The following is a 16,990-nucleotide window of genomic DNA, read 5'->3' on the forward strand; positions in this document are numbered from 1 at the left end:
GCGTACGCAGAACAGCGTGAGATTTGGTATTCGCGTTCATCAGGAGTGGGCCGCCTCGCGGATCGCGAGGATGCGGCGGAGCAACGTGGGGATTTGATCGAGCGGGGCCATGTTCGCGCCGTCGCTGGGGGACTTGTCGGGCTCGGGGTGGGTCTCGAGGAACAGGGCGTCGACGCCAATGGCGACCGCGGCCTTGGCGAGCGGCTCGACCATCTCGCGGTTGCCGCCGGTCGCCCCGCCGAGCCCGCCCGGCTCCTGCACGCTGTGCGTGGCGTCGAACACCACCGGCACGCCGAGCTGACGCATCTGGACCAGGGCCCGCAGGTCGTTGACCAGCCGGCCGTAGCCAAAGAAGGTGCCGCGCTCGGTGAGCAGGATGTTCTCACAGCCCGAGCCGGCCAGTTTCGTCACGACGTGCTTCATGTCCCACGGCGCCATGAACTGGCCCTTCTTCACGTTGACCGCCTTGCCGGTCGCCGCGGCGGCGGTCAAGAGATCGGTCTGGCGGGCCAGGAACGCCGGCACCTGCAGCAGGTCACAGACCTGGCCGACCGCCGCTGCCTGGCTTGACTCGTGCAGATCGGTCGTGACCGGCAGCCCGGTCTGCGTGCGGACCTTCTCCAAGATCCGCAGGCCTTCCTCGAGGCCCGGGCCGCGGTAGGCGTCGAGGCTCGTGCGGTTGGCCTTGTCGAACGACGCCTTGAAAACCAGATTCAGCGGGAGCGGCAGATTCGACGACCGGGCCGCCTCGCGGAGCGACTCGGCGATGCGGAGCGTTAGCTCCTCGCTCTCGATGACGCAGGGGCCCGCGATCAGCAGCAGGGGCTGACCCTCGCCGCACTGGTAGGGGCCGATCGTGGCGGTAGAGTTGGGCACGGACGTTTTCGTTCGAGTGGAGGGTGCTGGGGGTACTAGTCGGGGAGGTCGAATCCTAGCCGAGTCGCCACGCTCGGCTTGACCACGCAGGTCAACCGACCGGGGATCGACCGCACCGTGACCGGCAGGAACCCGCCCGGGTCGCCGTCGAGTTGGTAGGGCGCCTCGACGCCGGGGTCGGCCTCGACCGCGAACTCTTGGCACCGCGCCATGGTCACGCTCGGCAGCCGCTGGTGCCGGCGGCGGAGCATGTGCCACAGGTACCACACCGCCGACGAGATATAGCCGCGGCTGAAGACGCACAGGTCGATCAGCCCGTCGATACCCGACGCCCCCGGGGCGATCGGCAACCCCTGAGCGTAGCGTGGCAGGTTCATGCCGAACAGCCACCGCCCGGTTGCCGAGGCCTCCTGCCGACTCTCTGGGTCATGCCAGGTCGTCCGCAGACTAGGGTAGTTGTAGATACGCAGCGCATCGATGGTCGGTTTGGCGTAAGCCAGGTGGGTGATGTTCCCGCGACGCGACTTGTGCAATTGGTGCACCACAAAAGCGTCGAGCCCGGCGCTGATCATCAAGGCGAACAGCCGACCGTTCGCCTCGCCGGCGTCGAGCCGGATCACGACGCCGGTCGTGAGCAGTTCGACCAGTTCGGCCGGACGCGCCCGCTGCTCGAGGTACTTCGCCAGCAGGTTCTCAGTGCCGGCCGGCATGACCGCCAGCGGAGTCCCGGCGGGCGTCTGGTTCAACGCTAGCCCGACGGTGCCGTCTCCCCCCGCGGCGACCACCGCCCGCAGCTGGTCGGCGGCGCCGGTTACGCAGTCGTGCAGCTCATCGGGTCTTGTCACCCGGGTGACCTCGAGCCCGGCGGCGACCAGTCCGGCTTCGGCCCTGGCGAGAGTCTTCGCGCCCCGCCCTGCCCCGGCCTTGCGATTCACCATCAACACCACTCGGCGGCGGCCCGAGTCGAGTGGCTGGGCGACGGGTCGCTGGGCGATGGGGCGGTCGCCACTCGACACCTCCCCCGCGGACGGCTTGTGGGGCGGCGAGTTGGGGGCGAGCGAGCTAATGGGCGTGTGCCTGAATTGCGGCTGCGGTGCGGGGGCGTGTCGTCCCGATTAGTGCGTGAGTCTCATTTCGAGCCGAGCCGGCGGCGTCGCCCGCCCCGAAGACGTTGGTAACCGGATCAATGAGTAAGTCCGCCTCACTCGTAGCGATTTGCTCTGCAGGTTGGGGCTTGTCTCATCTTAGGACTCGTATTCTACGGCCGCGTGCGAGAGAAGTTAAGGTTGGATTGTCTCACCCTAAAGCTAGCCGTGCGTTGTGCTTAAGGCACGGTCGGTGTCCGTTCCACGCCGCGGGGCAAGTCCAGCGGCACGCCAACTGCTATTTAGATGCGGCAGCGGGGGGCCGATTGGCTCCCCGTGCCAACAACGCTGGCCCGCGGGGCCTCGAATGATGGTGGCATGTCGGGTCAATTGCCCCTGACCGACATGACCGGTCGGTGTGGAGCCGGCTCATTCGAGGCCCGCTTTTTTTTGCGCCGCCTACCGCCGCGTCCGGCAGGCAATCGAGGTTGCCCCGGCGACCAGGGCGAGCGTGGCGGCCATCGGCTCAGGCGCCGCCGAGCCGCCGGCGGTCAGAGAAGCGGCCGCAGCTCCGTAGGCGACCTCCCAGAGCTGCAGGTCGAGCGTGTTCACGATCCCGTCGCCATTGCCGTCGGCCTCGACCTCGGTCGTCGAGCCGTTCGAGTTACGCCAGACCGTGTAGTCGGCCGCGTCCACGACGCCATCGAAGTTGTAGTCGCCGTCGGGCACGTCGAGCACCGAGACCGAGTTCACGAACACCAGGTCGCTCCGGAAGATGTTGGGCGGCGTAAACGAGTCCAGGACCGGCAGCGTGTCGAACGGCGAACCGGCGTTCACGACCTGCTGGCTCGCGATCAGGTCCACAACGTCCATGCCGTCGCCGAGTACGCGGCCGAAGACCGTGAACCCGCCGTTCTGGTTGTCGAGGTTGCCGCTGTTGTCGTTGAGGCTGAAGAACCAGCCGTTGGTGGCGCTGTTCGGGTCGCCGCCCAGTTTGGCGTAGGCGAGCGTGCCCCGCAGGTTAGAAATGCCGAACTCGTTCTGCACCGCCGCGTCAGCGGGTACGGGCTCAAGGTTGCCGTCCGGAAGCCAGCGGTAGCCGCCTCCCTGGATGACAAATCCGGACACGCTGCGGTGGATGATGCTGTCGGAGTAGTCGCCGTCGTTCACGTAGTTGAGGAAGTTCGCCACGCTCAACGGGGTGGCCGTGCCGAACAGCCGCACGTCAATATCGCCGAGGTTGGTCGAGTACCGCACCACCACCGCGTCCGCGTGGCCGCAAGCGAAGGCGCCGACAGCGGCCACGGCGATCAACGCCGCGCGGCGCGAGAGCGAGAAAAACGTAGGGAAGCTCACTGGTTGCAGTCTCCGCCGGAGCGCTCCGTCGTGCCCCGGTTGGAGGCCTGCGCTGCCTGGAATTCATGGTGTGTGTCGGAAAAGTCGCTCCCTGCATGCTACCCACGCACGCCTGATGCGTCCACGAACTCGCGGCCGCTTCACCACACCCAGGGCGCAAGGCGCCATTTGTGGGTCTGGAGGTAGCGGTCGTAACCCGGCAGCCGGGCGGAGAGGACCGCTTCCTCCCTCATAATCCGCACGACAAACACCGCGGCGCCCGCCAGCACCGGGACGAACGCCCACCACGAGCCGAGCAGCAGCGGGATACCGAAGTGCGCCAGCAGCATCCCCGCGTAACCGGGGTGACGGACCACGGCGTACGGTCCGTCGGTCACTAAGGTGTGGCCCTGGTCGGACTGGATCCGCACGAAGGTCGAGAAGAACCGATTGGTCTGCATCGCCCGCAATGCCACCCAGTAGCCGACCGCAAACGCGCCGGCGCCGACCAGCCAGGCGCCGGGGAAGAAGGCCGCGCCGCCGCCGAGCCGGACCGAGTCGAGCCGGACCGCATCGAAGCCGGCGACCGCCAACGTGATCGGGTACAGCAGCAGGAAGCCGCAGGTAGCGAGCAGCGCGTCGGCGTGCTCAAAGTTGTGTCCCGGCCGGGCGCGTTCCCGCAGCAGGTCCGGGTCGACCGTGGCGCACGCCAGGCCGACGAACGCCGTGTACAACCCGATCAGCAGCCAGCCGGCGGGCCACGCCAGCCGCCCCGCCCCGCCGAACAGCGCAGCGGCGAGCAGCAGCACCAGCGCGACGGTCTTGGCACCCAGATCAACCATACCCGCAGCTTAGAGCAACCGACGTGGCCGACAAGCCGCCGGGTTGCTAGGCGGCCGCTTTCAGCCCGTGCTCGGTGCGGACCCGTTTCATCGCGACCGTGGTGGCGCGGATCACGCGGTTGCGCTCGGCCATATCGGGCTCGACGTAACCGCGTGAGTGGTCGAGGTGCAGGAGGACCGCCCGGTAGCGGAGCTGGCTCGGCACGATCCCCAGGTTGACGAGCCGTTCGCCGAATTCCCGATCCTCGCCGCCGTACTGCATCCGCTCGTCAAACCCGCCCACCCGGACGGCGTCGGCCTTCCAGCACGAGGCGTTGTTGCCGTTCCATGTCGGGCGGGTAGTGGTGAGGCGATCGAGCACCGCCGGCAGCACGCCCGGGCGGAGCATCTTGAGCCGCTGGGCCCAGGTCACGCCACCGAGCCGCGACGCCCAGGCCCGCTCGAAACAACGGCCGATCGCGATGTCGACCTCGCTCACGGCTCTGCTCCCGGGCATCGAAAGCCGGACCGCGCCGCTGGACAGGAACCGACCAGGGGCGGCGTGCCGCGCGTGGACGGAAACGTAATCCTTGCGCGGGATGCAGTCGCCATCAGAGAAGATTAGGTAGTCGCCGGTCGCCGCCTCGATGGCGCGATTGAGGATGCTGGTCTTGCGGAAGCCGAGGTCCTCGTGCCACACGTGCCGCAGGTTGAGCCCGGTCTCGCCGCGGGCGTACTCGATCGCCATCGCCGTGGCGTCGGCCGAGCCGTCGTCGGCGATCACGATCTCGTCCGGCCGCAGCTCTTGGTGGGCGTAGCCCCACAGGGTCTTGGTGAGCCACTCCGGCTGGTTGTACGTGCTGAGGATGACGCTGGTTTTCATCACTGGGGGCCGGCTAGGCGGCTTTTGAGGGCGTGGGTTCGGCGCGCGTCCAGTGGACAAGCTGTCGGCCGAGTAGCTGGATGTTGACTTCGCTGCTGCGGATGCGGACGCTCACCGCCCGGCTCCGCCAGGCCTTGATGAGCTGCTGCTTCTGCTGCCAGCTCAGGGTGCTCATTGGCTGGCGGTAGTTGCGCCAGGGCGAACGACGCAAGACTTCCTGGTGCTCACGCTTGAGCACGGTCGGGAACATGGTCCACGGCTTGGGGCCGACGTAATGGAGCACCGCCGGCGCATCGAACGCGGCCTGCACGCGCTGGCGGAGCGACGCTGGGGCGAGCGGGTCCCGCGTCATCCCTTGGTGCGCAACGTTCGTGTTCCAGCGTTCCGCGAGCGGCGTGTACTGTCCGCGGATCGCCAGGTTCAAGGCGCACTGGTCGGCGAAGCGGAGCTTTCTGCTCGAGGCAACCAGCTCCAACGACCGCTGCAGCTGCCCCTCGCGGCGGAGCCGCGCCAGGTCCAAGAGCAGCACGCCGGCGTTGAAGTAGTCGTCGACGCCGCGTCCGTCGGTGGCGTCGTTGAAGTAGTCGCGTTCGACTTGGCTGCGGAGCGACAGCCGGACCGCCGCGTAGTCGCGGACCGCGGCGACCGGTCGGCCCGCCATGTCGTGCTGGAACAGGGTGTTGATGTCGGCCCGCACCAGCGTGTCGGAGTCGAGGTAGATTGCGCGATCCGCAGGCACGTAGTCCGGCGTCAGCAGCCGGGCGTAGGTCATCTTGGTGTAGGCGTCGGTCCGCTGCGGCGCTGGCAGCGCTGCGAGCGCGCGGCCCGCGTCGACCATCGTCAGATCGCTCCGCGAGCTGGCGGCGACCGTCTGCTCGATCAGCGCCCTGGAGGCCGGCGTGAGCGCGTCGTGGAAGAAGTAGAAGTGCACCCGCTCGGAGGTAGTCTCAATGACCGACTGCATCAGCACGCCAGCCCCAACGGCGAAGCTCTCGTCGGCGGCGACGACAATCGGGATCGGCACGGTGTGGGGCTCCGTTGGGGGGGGCTAAGCGGCGGCGGACGCCTGCGCGGCGCGGGGCGTCATCCACATCCAGGCCTGCTCGAACGGCCGCAGCTCGTCGACCATGTGTCGGCGGTACCGCGACGGCAGCACGCGGGTCCAGAACCCCTCGTAGGGGAAGTCGGCCGCTGTGCGGGGGGTCTGCCACAAGACCTCGATCTCGTGGGTCGGCTCGAAACGGCGGAGGAACTCCGCGGTCACGCCGGGCCGGGCGAACTCGTGCAGCTCGACCAGCATCGCGCACCGCGCGAGCGAGGCGACCTGCTTCGGGTCGAGCAGCGTGGTCTCGTAGCCGTCGACGTCGCACAGCAGGAACGGCCGACGCGACGAGGCGATCAGCGTGTCGAGCTCCGCAGGCGTGCACTCGCCCCGCATCTCCAAGCGGTCGCCGACGTTGTTCAGCTTGGCGAGTTCCAACGCCATCGCCGACGCGGACGCGTCGCACTCGTAGCCCACCACGCGGGCCCGCGTGCGGGAAGCCATGCCGACCGCGAAGTAGCCCTCGGCCACGCCGATATCGATGAGGGTGTCGTAGTCGCCGTCGAAGACCTGCTCGAGCGCCGGGTAGAGCTCGCGTTCGTAAGTCCCCAGCACCTTGGGCAGGTAGGCGCTGCCGAACGCCTGGTCGATGTACTGCATGCCGCGGAACGGGCCCGCCTGCACGGTGCGGCCGGTGCGTGCGATGGCCCAGCGGCGCATCATCGCTCTCGGTGACAGGCGGTCGGTGAGCAGTTTCGACAGACGCATGGTCGCCTCCAGGGCGTTGGTTCGGCCCCGGCGGTCGCCCGAGCGGCGGGGACTGTAAAGGGACCACGACGCGGCGCCAATGCCGAACGCGGTGCTAGCACGCCCGCTACGCGGCCTCGGCGAGGCCGTGCTCGGTGCGCGTCTTGCCGGAGATGCGCGTCTGCTCGAGGATCTGCTCGTTGAGTTTCATGATCTGCTTGTCGACGTAGCCGCGCTCGTGCTCTAGGTGCAGCGTGACCGCGGAGTAGCGGACCTGCAGCGGGGTGACGCCGAGGTTGATCAGCCGCTGGCCGAATTCGTAGTCTTCTCGCCAGTACTTCATCCGCTCGTCGAAGCCGCCGACCGCCAGGGCGTCGCGGCGCCAGCACGACGCGTTCGACCCGCTCCAGTTCGGCAGCACCTTGGTGGTGCGGTCGATCAACCGGGCCGCTCGCCCGGTCGCTGCTAGCTTCATCAGCCGGAACGGCTTCACCCCGCCGTGCCGCCCGACCCAGCCGGGGCGGAAGCAGCGGCCGCTGCGGATCAGGGGCTCATCGATCTGCTCGCTCCCCGCGAGCGACAGCCGCACCAGCCCGCCCGACAAGAACGAATCGGCGCGGGCCAGCCTGGCGTGGGCCGCGACGTAGTCGCCCCGCGGCACGCAGTCGCCGTCGGAGAAGATCAGGTAGTCGCTGCTAGCTTCTGCCAGGGCCAGGTTCAGGATGCGGGTCTTGCGGAACCCGTCGTCGGGGTGCCAGACGTGGCGGATTGGGAAGGGCGCGAGGCGCCGAAACCTCTCGACCACGCGGCGGGTCTCCTCACCCGAGCCGTCGTCGGCGATCACGATCTCGTCAGGCAGGCGTCGCTGGTGCACGAAGCCCAGCAGCGACTTGGTCAGCCACAGGGGCTGGTTGTACGTGCTGAGAATGATGCTGATCTGCATGAGCGGTGCTGCCCCAGCACGGCGGCCTCGGGGAAGCCGGTGCGGGGTTCGATTGAGAAGAGGACTTGCGGCGTTAAGGTTTACGTAGGCGTTATCGTCGAGCCCACCGGCAGAGTTGCAGCTTTTGTTGCGGCGGCGCCCCGCTTTCTCAGCGGGATCTCCTGTCACACAAACGCCGGGGCGTTTCGCGAGCAACCGCCGGGCGATTGCGTGCAGCGGCGCTTGCAGAGCAATCACAGGTGGGCCATTCTAGGGGGCTTGCGGTGATTCTCTTCCCTCCGACAGGCGCCCCGATGATCCAACTTGACGACAGCCTCACCCCCCAGGACCTGCTGCCCGCGATCGAGAACATGTGGTCCGCCTCGGCCGACCGGCTCGACCGCATCGAGGGACGCTGGCAGGCGGGGGCGCCATCGCCGGTGTTCACGATCAAGGGCCAGTACCAGGCCCAGGGCTGGACCGACTGGACCCAGGGCTTCCAGTACGGCTCGCTGATCCTGCAGTACGACGCCACCGGCGACCGGCGGTTCCTCGAGCTCGGCCGCGACCGCACCGCTAGCTACATGGCGCCGCACGTCACGCACGCCGGCGTGCACGACCACGGTTTCAACAATATCAGCACCTACGGCGCCCTGCTGCGGCTGGCCAAGGAGGGCAAGCACGACGCCTCCGAGTGGGAACGCCGCTTCTACGAGATGGCGATCCAGGCGAGCGGCTCGGTGCAGGCGCTCCGCTGGGCGACCACCAAGAGCGGCGGCGGCTACATCTACTCGTTCAACGGGCCGCAGTCGCTGTTTGTGGACACAATCCGCTCCTGCCGCGCGCTGGCCGTGGCGCACCAGCTCGGCCACAAGCTGATGGGCGAGCGTGACGAGCCGATCTGCCTGCTCGAGCGGATCATCAAGCACGCCCTGGCGACCGCCGAGTTCAATATCTGGTACGGCGAAGACCGCGACACGTACGACCTGCGCGGCCGCACGGCCCACGAGTCGCTGTTCAACGTGAACAACGGCGACTACCGCGCCCCGTCGACGCAGCAGGGCTACTCGCCCTTCTCGACCTGGACCCGCGGCCTCGCCTGGGCGATGGTCGGCTACCCCGAGCAGCTCGAGTGGCTCGCCACCCGGCCCGACGCCGAGCTCGAGCCCTTCGGCGGCCGCGCCGCGGTTGAGGAAGTGTTCCTCAAGGCGGCCCGCGCCACCTGCGACTTCTTCATCGAGCACACCCCGGTCTGCGGCGTGCCCTACTGGGACACCGGCGCCCCCGGCCTGGCCGCGATGGGCGACTACCTCGACCGCCCCGCCGACCCCTACAACGACCACGAGCCGGTCGACAGCTCGGCCGCCGCGATCGGCGCCCAGGGCCTGCTGCGGCTCGCCAGCGTGCTCGACGCCCGGGGCGAGTCGGTCGATGCGCAGCGTTACCGGGCGGCCGCGCTGACCTCGCTGCGGACGCTGCTCGCCGAGCCCTACTTGTCGACCGACGGTTCGCACGAAGGGTTGCTCCTGCACTCGATCTACCACCGCCCCAACGGCTGGGACTACCAGGCGCCCGACCAAGGCGTGCCCAACGGCGAGGCCTGCATGTGGGGCGACTACCACCTCCGCGAGGCCGCCCTCTTGGTCCAACGCCTGGCCAAGGGCGAACCGTACTACACCTTCTTCGGCCCCTAGACTAACGCCGCTGAAAATGGGGACTGGCTCGCGACCTGCGGGCCATAAGCCCCACCGGCCAGGCGCCGAACCAGCGTGCCTGTCCCCTTTTTCAGTGGCTGGAGCGACAAAAATGCCCACCCACGACAAACCCGTTGCGCTGGTGACCGGCGGCAGCCGCGGCATCGGCTACGGCATCGCCCAGGCGCTCGCCGCGCGAGGCATGAGCCTGGTCATCAACGGCCGCCGGCCCGAGTCCGACGTCGCCGAAGCGATCCACGGCCTCTCCCCCGCCGAGACCCTCTACTGCCAGGCCGACGTCGCCAATCTCGACGACCACGCCCGCATGCTCGACGCCATCCGCGACCGCTTCGGTCGGCTCGACGTGCTCGTGAACAACGCCGGCGTCGCGCCCGACGTGCGGGCCGACCTGCTCGACGCATCGCCCGAGTCGTTCGACCGGCTGATCTCGATCAACCTCCGTGGGCCGTACTTCCTGACGCAGGCCGTCGCCAAGTGGATGATCGAGCAGCGGCAGCAGGACGCCGAGCGGCAGCCGACGATCGTCAACGTCTCCTCGATCAGCGCGGTAGTCGCCTCGACCAACCGCGGCGACTACTGCATCAGCAAGGCCGGCGTCGGCATGGCGACCCAGCTCTGGGCCGCCCGCCTCGGCGAGCACGGCATCCCGGTGTACGAGGTCCGCCCCGGCGTGATCCGCACCGACATGACCGCCGGCGTGACCGACAAGTACGACAAATTGATCTCCGAGGGCCTCACCGTCGAACCCCGCTGGGGCCTGCCCGAGGACATCGGCCGAGCGGTCGCCACGCTGGCCTCCGGCGGGCTGAGCTACGCCACCGGCAACGTCCTGTACATCGACGGCGGCCTCACCTCCCAGCGGCTGTAAACGCCGCTTCCCTGGGCCGTGGGTTTAGTCCGGAATATCGAGCGGAGGGGACAAAACCCCGGCGGCTAGTTCATTGAGATGGCTGTAAGTCCCTTCTGTAGTCGGGTTTGCGGTGGTGGCCGCGCAGTGTCGGCGGGGGTTTTGTCCGCCGTGCGTGGGCTTAATGCCGCTGGCTTTGGAGTCCTTCGCCCGCGGTGCTACGGCCTTCTGGGGGGCTGGCGATTATGCCAACTCAGGTTTTGGCGCCCTTGGCTGTGCCGCGTGCGGAGGAGACCACCTTGCATTAGACCGCGCGGAAGTCTGCTTTTCAGCAACAATCCGGGCGAGAAGGCGGCAATCTTGGGCACCCTCGCACTGCACTATCCGTGAACGAGCATCTCTCTCCGACCCTGCCGCCGCACCGCTGGCGATCCGCAATCCCGACGGCATCCGCGAGTGTTGCGTTGGAAAGTCGTGTTGCCTATTCACAATTCCCGGCGTTATGCCGCAAGTGGGGCGCACAGCTTCACCTGCTTCATGAAGGCCAACCAAATGAACCAAGATTTTTTTGAATATGTTCTCGCTGCTACTCGCGTCGCGGGCCTGGCTGTGGTTTTTGTGCTGACAGAGATGACAAGCGGTGCAATCCTCTACCAAAGTGCAACGCTAGGACCCACCGGCGTGAGCCTCCAAGAGGTCCAGGACCAGATCGTCCGCGGCCGCAACATTTATCCCGGTGGGTTTCAGGGGGTGCGTTTCTACTTGCCCAGCAAGTCCAAGGTTTCCCGCGTGGGAGGTCACCTGATTGGCTTAGGGCTCGGTGGCAGCGAAGAGGGAGGACGGGGCGATATCTTCGCGGCGGTTGTTAATTTGAGTGGTGAATCCGATATGCCCGACTCGGCCGATTTTTCGACGCCGGATTTCTTAGGCAGCACGCTCATCACGCCGCCGCGCACATCCGCCGATGTGTACGGCGAACTGCGCCTCACTCTCGACGCTGGCTGGTACGCTCTGGTTCTCGGCGGCGGATTCTTGGGGTCAGACCGCGGCCTCGGCTTCGCCGCGGCTGTGCAGAACAATCCAAGTACAGGCGATCCCAGATACATTGGATGGCAGTCTCCCTACGATGGAATTGACTGGACCGAGGGAGGCGTTTACGATCGCAACCAGCGCTTCGTGGTGGAGGGCGTTGTTGTGCCAGAGCCCGGTTCGGGCGCACTGCTCTGGTGCCTGGTGGTCGGCGCATGGTGGCGTTCCCGCCATTAGTAGCAATACGTTGCCACCGACACGAAGCTTAATCGTCGCCTGCTAACGGATCGTGCTGGCTGTACGCTACATCGGCGAGAACCCCCAAGGCCCGCAAACGATCTCAACTCTTGAATCCAACTGCTACCATGTACGACGCAGCGTTTCCTAACTCAACCAGGCTCTTCAACGCACTGAAGTCGGCCACGTTGTGTCTCGTGGCTCTTGCGACGTTTTCAGACAGGGCGCCCGCGGTCCTGCTATACGAGACCAGCATACTGGGTCCGACAGGGATCACGGCTCAGCAGTTTCTTAACCAAGAGGTGCCTGGGACGTCGATTTCATCCGACGTTTTTCAGGCGGCGAGGTTCTATCTGCCGCAAGCCTCCAGGGTCGCCGCTATCGGGGGGCACGTGATTGGCCTGGGAGCAAACGGCCCCGCCAATGGGCCACGTGTCACCATTTTCGGAGCGATTGTCGCGCTCGACGATGAAACGGACTTCCCCGATTCGTTCGACCTATCCACACCCGATGTCAAAGGTGTAACCTTGATCGATCTACCGGAGAACTCCGACGTGGCGTTTGGATCGCTGGACGTGCCCCTGCAACAGGGGTGGTACGCAATGGTGTTCGGCACGGGACTTTTCGGCTCGGACAAGAGCCTCGGCATTGGAGGTGCGGCACGAAACAACCTGGACCACGCCCACGCCAACTACATTTTCCGTAGCGGCAACGTGCCCGGAACTGGCTGGTCGAACCAGTACACCACGTTTAGAAACCACTACTTCGCGGTTCAGGGCGACATCATCCCCGAGCCCGGAGCGTGCGCGCTGCTCTCGTGCCTGCTGGCCGTGCTTGTCATTCGGGTCAGGCGGTGACGCGATGAGGCCTGCAAGGTTTGCCAGCTATTGAGCGGCCGTCAGACGCCTCTTCTGGGCCCTGGGAGCGACTAGTCGCCCGCGTCCCGGCAGCACGGCAAGCCCCTCTTAGTGCTTGTAAACCTTGTGCTGCGGCCGGCCCGACAGGATCTGCTCCTTACCCCAGGTTGTGACATCCTTGAAGGCCTGGCTGCGGATGAAGTCGGTGAAGGCCTGCTCGCTCGACCACTCGCTGGTGATTAGGTACGAGGCGTCGTCCGCGACGTCCTTCCACAGGGTAGAGCTGTCGTGGCCCTCGGCCGCCTTGAGCGCGTCGATGACCCCGGCAAACTTCTCCTCAAAGTCGGCCTGCTTCCCCTCGATCACGTGATAGTTCATGCCGACAGTAATCATGGGAAAGCACTCCGTGTAGATAGGTGAAGAATCAGCGGCGGCCTCGCGGGGCCACCGCAGACACTATCTGCCAATCACGCGGACGCCACAAGGCCCGGCGACTTTGGGACGGATTTCTCACGCTCCTGAGGGAGAGAAGCTGCGGCCGATCGACGGCATTGCCATCTGCTGGCTGCCACCAGTCGCCACTCCAACACGTAGCGGCGAATGAGTAGGCGTAGAGACGACGGTGCTCGGCCAATCCCCCCTGGCAATCCGAAACCCGACGGCTTCCACCGACGGTTGCTGGACGGGATCTGTGGCAAGCCGGCCTTAGAAGAGTCATGCCGCGGTGAGCGCGTGACCGGCCAAGAGCGATGCCTAGCTGGCCATCTCCGCCCGGATCTCGGCCTCGTCCTCTAGCACGCCGTCGATCAGCGTGCGGATCTTGTCCTCGCTGACGGCGCAGATCGAGTCGCCATCGACGCACGCGCACCAGTGCTCGGTCGGCTCGCCAGAAGGATCCTTGATCGTTTCGCAGGTGAGTTCGATGCCGCGGTGCTGGGGTTGGCTCATGGTGCGTTCCGTAGACGGGCGGAGTGGGTGACGGTGAGACCAGCTCGTCTCTCGCAGAAAACCCTATCACTTGTGGGGAGCGGCCCCCAAGGATTTCTCACCGGCTGCGTAGTTTCCACTACGGCCGCGTGAGAAACCGACGCCGCCTCCGCAAGGTTTGCCCGATGATGAGGCCGTCCGCCGCAGCGGCGGCTAGTCGAGCTCGGCGATGCGGATGTTGCGGAAATCAATCGCCATCTCGCGCTGGGCGTGCAGCTGCAGGCCGATCGGGCCGGTCTTGTCGGCGGTGTCGGACTCGTACGACATCACGTGCGCGCCGTTCAGCCACACGTCGTACCGCGAGCCGACGGCCACCAGCGTCATCGCGTTCCAGTCGTCCTGCTTGAGCAGTTCGCTGATCCGCTCGGCCTCGACCGGGTAGCCCTTGCCGGCGATGTAGGGCGAGCAGGTCATGTCGCGCTTCAGCGAGCCGGAGATGCCGATCTGGATCTGGTCGGTCTCGTTGCGGACGAACACGCCGGAGTCGACGTTCCCCTCGCCGAAGCGGAACTCGATCTGCATCACGAAGTCGCCGTACGACTGCTCGGTCCACAGGATCGACGGCTGCTGCTTGGGGTCGTTCTTGACGCTCAGCACCCCGTCGTCGGCGGACCACCACAGGTTCTCGGCCTCCTTGGTCTTCCAGCCCGACAGGTCCTGGCCGTTAAACGCCGAGGGGAGTTCGTCGGCTGCCGCGAACGGGACCAGGACGAGGGTGGCCAGGACAGTGAGCACGAGGTTGCGGTAGGCTTGCATGAAGTCGCTTCAGAGAAGGAGAGATTGGCGAGTCGCGCCGCAGGCAGACAGCGGTCCGCGGCGTCGCTTCATGGTGAGGCGCCGCAGCGCACGATGCAAGAGTGCGGCTTAATTCAGGCCGCCTTCTCGGTAGGTTCTTCCGGCTGCTGCTCCTCGGCCTCAGAAACCGCCTCGTTGGTCTTCGAGAGCTCGGCGCTAAACTCCTGCTTCCCCGGGTGCTCGCGGACCAGGGTCTTGAGCGTCTGCTGCGACGCCCTCAGGGTCGCGAGTCCGGCGTCCCGGTCGCCCAGTTCCAGTTGCAGGCGCCCCGCCTCGCGTTGGGCGGCGCCGAGGTCGCGGCGTTGACGTGGGGTTGGCGACTCCTCCGGCGGGACGTCGAGCAGCTCGATGGCCGAGTGCAGCTCGTCGAGCGCCTGCTCGGGCTGGCCCACGCCGGTGAGCAGCATGCCGAGGTTCATCCGCACGCCGGCCAGGTCGAGCTGGTACGCCGTGACTTCGGGGTTGCGGATGACGAGGCTGGTCATCAGCTCGGCGGCGGCGCGGTACTCGGTGATTGCTGCGTCGGTCTCGTTCCGGGCGGCGTGGATGTCGGCCAGGACCCTTCGGCAGGTCGCCAGCCGCGACACGTTGGTGATGTCGGCCGGCGCGGCGGTGTTGGCGGCCTCGAACCTAGCGATGGCGTCGCGGAGGGCGTCCGCGGCCTCGTCGGGCTGCTGGATCTGCAGCAGGACCAACCCGGTGTTGAGGGCGCCCATGCCCATGTCACGCATCAACAGCGCATTGGGGCTGTCGTCGTCGGCGTGGGCGAGGCGGATGGCCTGCGCGTGACGCAGCCGCTCGAGCGCCTCCTGCTGATCGCCGTGCGACGCAAACAGCAAGCCGACGTTCATCACGCTGCTGGCCAATTCGCGGGCCCGCTCGGCCGAGTCGGGCTGCTGCTCGGCGAGCCGTTGGCGGATAGCGATCGCCTGCTCGTAGTAGTCGAACGCCTCGTCGGGCCGCTGCAGCTTCTGGTGGGCCCGGCCCAGGGCGTTGAGCGTCAGCGCGTACTGAACCGCGGCCTCGGGCGGGGCGTTGGGCGCCTCGGCCAGCTGCTGCTGGACCTGGGCCGCCTGCTCGTAGTGCGGCACGGCCTCGGCCGGGTCGTCGACGACCTCGGTGATCTTGCCGACGTAGAAGTGGGCCGCGGCGACCTCGCCCCGCAGCAGCTGGTCTTCCGAACTCTCGGCGAGGAAGCCCTGGTAGTAGTCGAGCGCCTGCCGCAAGAGGTCGTTGCGGAGCGGCTGCATGCCGGGCTCGTTGAGCAGGGTTTCTTCACTCACGCGGACGTAGTAGTCGCGGACCGCCTGGCGGGCCAGCGCGGCGTTCTCCTCTGCCCGCTCGCGTTGGACGACCGCCTCGCGCAGGTTGTCGTCGGCCAGCAGCTTGGCGGCGGTGATCTTCTGGTTGGCCGAGCTGAGCAGCGCCACCCCTACCGACAGCGCGGCCACCGCCACCACGGCGGCGGTCATCACGCTCAGCGCCAACGCCCGGTGACGGCGGACCCACCGCCAGAACCGCGCGGGCAGCGGCTCGTCGTAGGTCAGCACCGGCTCGTCGGCCAGCCACCGCTCGACCTCGAGCCCCAGCTCGCCCGCTGTTGGGTAGCGGTCGGTCTGGTCGGTCGCCATCGCCTTCTCGCAGATCGCCGCCAGCGGCTTGGGGACGTTCGCCGACCGCTGCCGCGGCGGCGCGAACGCCCCGCTGCGGACGTCGGCCAGCAGGTTGGCGTTGCTGGGGTCGAACGGCGGCGACCCGGTCAGCAGCTGGTAGAGCGTCGCGCCCAGGCAGTAGACGTCCGTGGTAGGGCCGATCTGGTCGAGCCGCCCGCTCGCCTGCTCGGGGCTCATGTAGATCGGCGTGCCGATGACGCGGCCGTCGGCCGTCATGTTGACCGGCGTCTTGCCGGACAGCTCGACCACCGGCGCCGAGCCGGCAAGCTCCCCGGCGTTGTTCTCGCCCGAGGCCTTGGCCAGGCCCCAGTCGACGACCAGGGTCTCGCCGTAGTCGCCGAGCATGATGTTGCTCGGTTTCAGGTCGCGGTGCAGCACGCCGCGGCTGTGGGCGTAGTGGATCGTCTGGCAGACGTCGACGAAACAGCCCAGGAGCTGGCGGAAGCGGAGCGGCTGCTTCGCGGCCGGCAGCCGCTTGTAGGCCTCGAGGGCCTGCTGCAGGTCGGCACCGTGGATAAACCGCATCGCGTAGTAGGGCCGGCCGTCCTCGTACTGGCCCAGGCTGTACACCGGCACCACGCCGGGGTGCTCGAGCGCGCCGGTGATCTCGGCCTCGCGGACAAACCGGCGGCGGTGGTGCTGGTCGTCGGCGGCGGCCGGCAGGATCTCCTTGAGCGCGACCTCGCGGTTGAAGTCGGAGTCTCGAGCGACCGAAACCAAGCCGAGTCCGCCCTGCTGGTGCGGGCGGAGGATGGTGAAGCGTCGCGCCTCGAACGAGGCGAGTTGCCGCGTCGAGGAGTCGCTGGTGACAAACGGGTCTTCGCCAGAACCGCCGCCGGTCTGGGGCGCGGACGGCGCGGTGGTGATGTCGCCGTCGAGCAGCTGTTGCAGCTCGAGCGGCAGCGAGGCGACCGCGCGGCTGGCGTTGCCGCCGGCATTGGCCAGGTTGTCTTGGACCGCCTGCTCGATCGCCTGGGCGCCGGCCGACGTCAGCACGCCGAGCCGCCCCAGGCGTTCCCGCAGCGAACCCTGCCCGTCGAGCTGAGCCGCGTCCGCCAGGTGGTCCGGCGTGACGAGGCCGAGCTGCACCGCGGCGGCGCCGAACAGCAGGTCGAGGTCGGAGGTAGAGTCCATTCGGC

16 protein-coding genes are annotated in these 16,990 nt (G+C 67.4%); 4 read left to right on the forward strand and 12 right to left on the reverse strand.

Annotation, left to right across the window (positions count from 1 at the left end; translation table 11 throughout):
* Nucleotides 1-39: 39 nt before the first annotated feature.
* The 8 genes from kdsA to Pla123a_RS19945 all read right to left on the reverse strand — a co-directional run bounded on the left by kdsA (nucleotide 40) and on the right by Pla123a_RS19945 (nucleotide 7,732).
* On the reverse strand, nucleotides 40-876 hold the full coding sequence (kdsA, locus tag Pla123a_RS19910; protein WP_146590279.1) for a 3-deoxy-8-phosphooctulonate synthase: 837 nt from the start codon (nucleotides 874-876) through the stop codon (nucleotides 40-42).
* 35 nt (nucleotides 877-911) lie between these two features.
* Nucleotides 912-1,814 carry a diacylglycerol/lipid kinase family protein gene (locus tag Pla123a_RS19915; protein WP_146590281.1) on the reverse strand — a complete coding sequence of 301 codons (903 nt, stop codon included), beginning with the start codon at nucleotides 1,812-1,814 and terminating at the stop codon, nucleotides 912-914.
* Nucleotides 1,815-2,420: 606 nt separating this feature from the next.
* Nucleotides 2,421-3,317 (reverse strand): peptidylprolyl isomerase, encoded by an 897-nt coding sequence (locus tag Pla123a_RS19920; RefSeq protein ID WP_197528136.1) that lies wholly within the window; start codon nucleotides 3,315-3,317, stop codon nucleotides 2,421-2,423.
* Nucleotides 3,318-3,457: 140 nt separating this feature from the next.
* Complete coding sequence (locus tag Pla123a_RS19925) at nucleotides 3,458-4,138, reverse strand: methyltransferase family protein (protein ID WP_146590283.1); 681 nt, start codon at nucleotides 4,136-4,138, stop codon at nucleotides 3,458-3,460.
* A gap of 46 nt (nucleotides 4,139-4,184) precedes the next feature.
* Entirely contained in the window at nucleotides 4,185-5,000 is an 816-nt protein-coding gene (locus Pla123a_RS19930) for a glycosyltransferase family 2 protein (RefSeq protein ID WP_146590286.1), read from the reverse strand.
* A gap of 13 nt (nucleotides 5,001-5,013) precedes the next feature.
* Nucleotides 5,014-6,024: a glycosyltransferase family 8 protein gene (locus Pla123a_RS19935; RefSeq protein ID WP_146590288.1), complete on the reverse strand. Its 1,011-nt coding sequence runs from the start codon at nucleotides 6,022-6,024 to the stop codon at nucleotides 5,014-5,016.
* A 24-nt stretch (nucleotides 6,025-6,048) separates the two neighbouring features.
* Complete coding sequence (locus Pla123a_RS19940) at nucleotides 6,049-6,810, reverse strand: hypothetical protein (RefSeq protein WP_146590289.1); 762 nt, start codon at nucleotides 6,808-6,810, stop codon at nucleotides 6,049-6,051.
* 106 nt (nucleotides 6,811-6,916) lie between these two features.
* The gene (locus tag Pla123a_RS19945; RefSeq protein WP_146590291.1) at nucleotides 6,917-7,732 is read right to left on the reverse strand and encodes a glycosyltransferase family 2 protein; all 816 of its coding nucleotides are present in this window, start codon (nucleotides 7,730-7,732) and stop codon (nucleotides 6,917-6,919) included.
* Between the two features lie 293 nt (nucleotides 7,733-8,025).
* Here Pla123a_RS19945 and Pla123a_RS19950 point away from each other — a divergent pair, with 293 nt between their 5' ends.
* From Pla123a_RS19950 to Pla123a_RS19965, 4 genes are all read left to right on the forward strand, one after another.
* Nucleotides 8,026-9,405 (forward strand): glycoside hydrolase family 88 protein, encoded by a 1,380-nt coding sequence (locus tag Pla123a_RS19950; RefSeq protein WP_146590293.1) that lies wholly within the window; start codon nucleotides 8,026-8,028, stop codon nucleotides 9,403-9,405.
* Nucleotides 9,406-9,517: 112 nt separating this feature from the next.
* Nucleotides 9,518-10,294: a 3-ketoacyl-ACP reductase gene (locus tag Pla123a_RS19955; RefSeq protein WP_146590295.1), complete on the forward strand. Its 777-nt coding sequence runs from the start codon at nucleotides 9,518-9,520 to the stop codon at nucleotides 10,292-10,294.
* Between the two features lie 435 nt (nucleotides 10,295-10,729).
* A complete protein-coding gene (locus Pla123a_RS19960; RefSeq protein ID WP_231956567.1) occupies nucleotides 10,730-11,539 on the forward strand; it encodes a hypothetical protein in 810 nt (269 codons plus the stop codon).
* Nucleotides 11,540-11,667: 128 nt separating this feature from the next.
* On the forward strand, nucleotides 11,668-12,396 hold the full coding sequence (locus tag Pla123a_RS19965) for a hypothetical protein (RefSeq protein ID WP_146590298.1): 729 nt from the start codon (nucleotides 11,668-11,670) through the stop codon (nucleotides 12,394-12,396).
* 108 nt (nucleotides 12,397-12,504) lie between these two features.
* Here the strand turns inward: Pla123a_RS19965 and Pla123a_RS19970 are convergent, their stop codons facing one another.
* The 4 genes from Pla123a_RS19970 to Pla123a_RS19985 form a co-directional block, all read right to left on the reverse strand.
* Nucleotides 12,505-12,789: an antibiotic biosynthesis monooxygenase family protein gene (locus Pla123a_RS19970; RefSeq protein WP_146590300.1), complete on the reverse strand. Its 285-nt coding sequence runs from the start codon at nucleotides 12,787-12,789 to the stop codon at nucleotides 12,505-12,507.
* Nucleotides 12,790-13,149: 360 nt separating this feature from the next.
* Nucleotides 13,150-13,344: a hypothetical protein gene (locus tag Pla123a_RS19975; protein WP_146590302.1), complete on the reverse strand. Its 195-nt coding sequence runs from the start codon at nucleotides 13,342-13,344 to the stop codon at nucleotides 13,150-13,152.
* A gap of 192 nt (nucleotides 13,345-13,536) precedes the next feature.
* Nucleotides 13,537-14,139 (reverse strand): 3-keto-disaccharide hydrolase, encoded by a 603-nt coding sequence (locus Pla123a_RS19980; RefSeq protein WP_146590304.1) that lies wholly within the window; start codon nucleotides 14,137-14,139, stop codon nucleotides 13,537-13,539.
* 113 nt (nucleotides 14,140-14,252) lie between these two features.
* Entirely contained in the window at nucleotides 14,253-16,985 is a 2,733-nt protein-coding gene (locus Pla123a_RS19985) for a protein kinase domain-containing protein (protein WP_146590305.1), read from the reverse strand.
* Nucleotides 16,986-16,990 lie beyond the last annotated feature (5 nt).

Origin of the sequence: Posidoniimonas polymericola, from assembly GCF_007859935.1 — a bacterium.
GTDB lineage: Bacteria > Planctomycetota > Planctomycetia > Pirellulales > Lacipirellulaceae > Posidoniimonas > Posidoniimonas polymericola.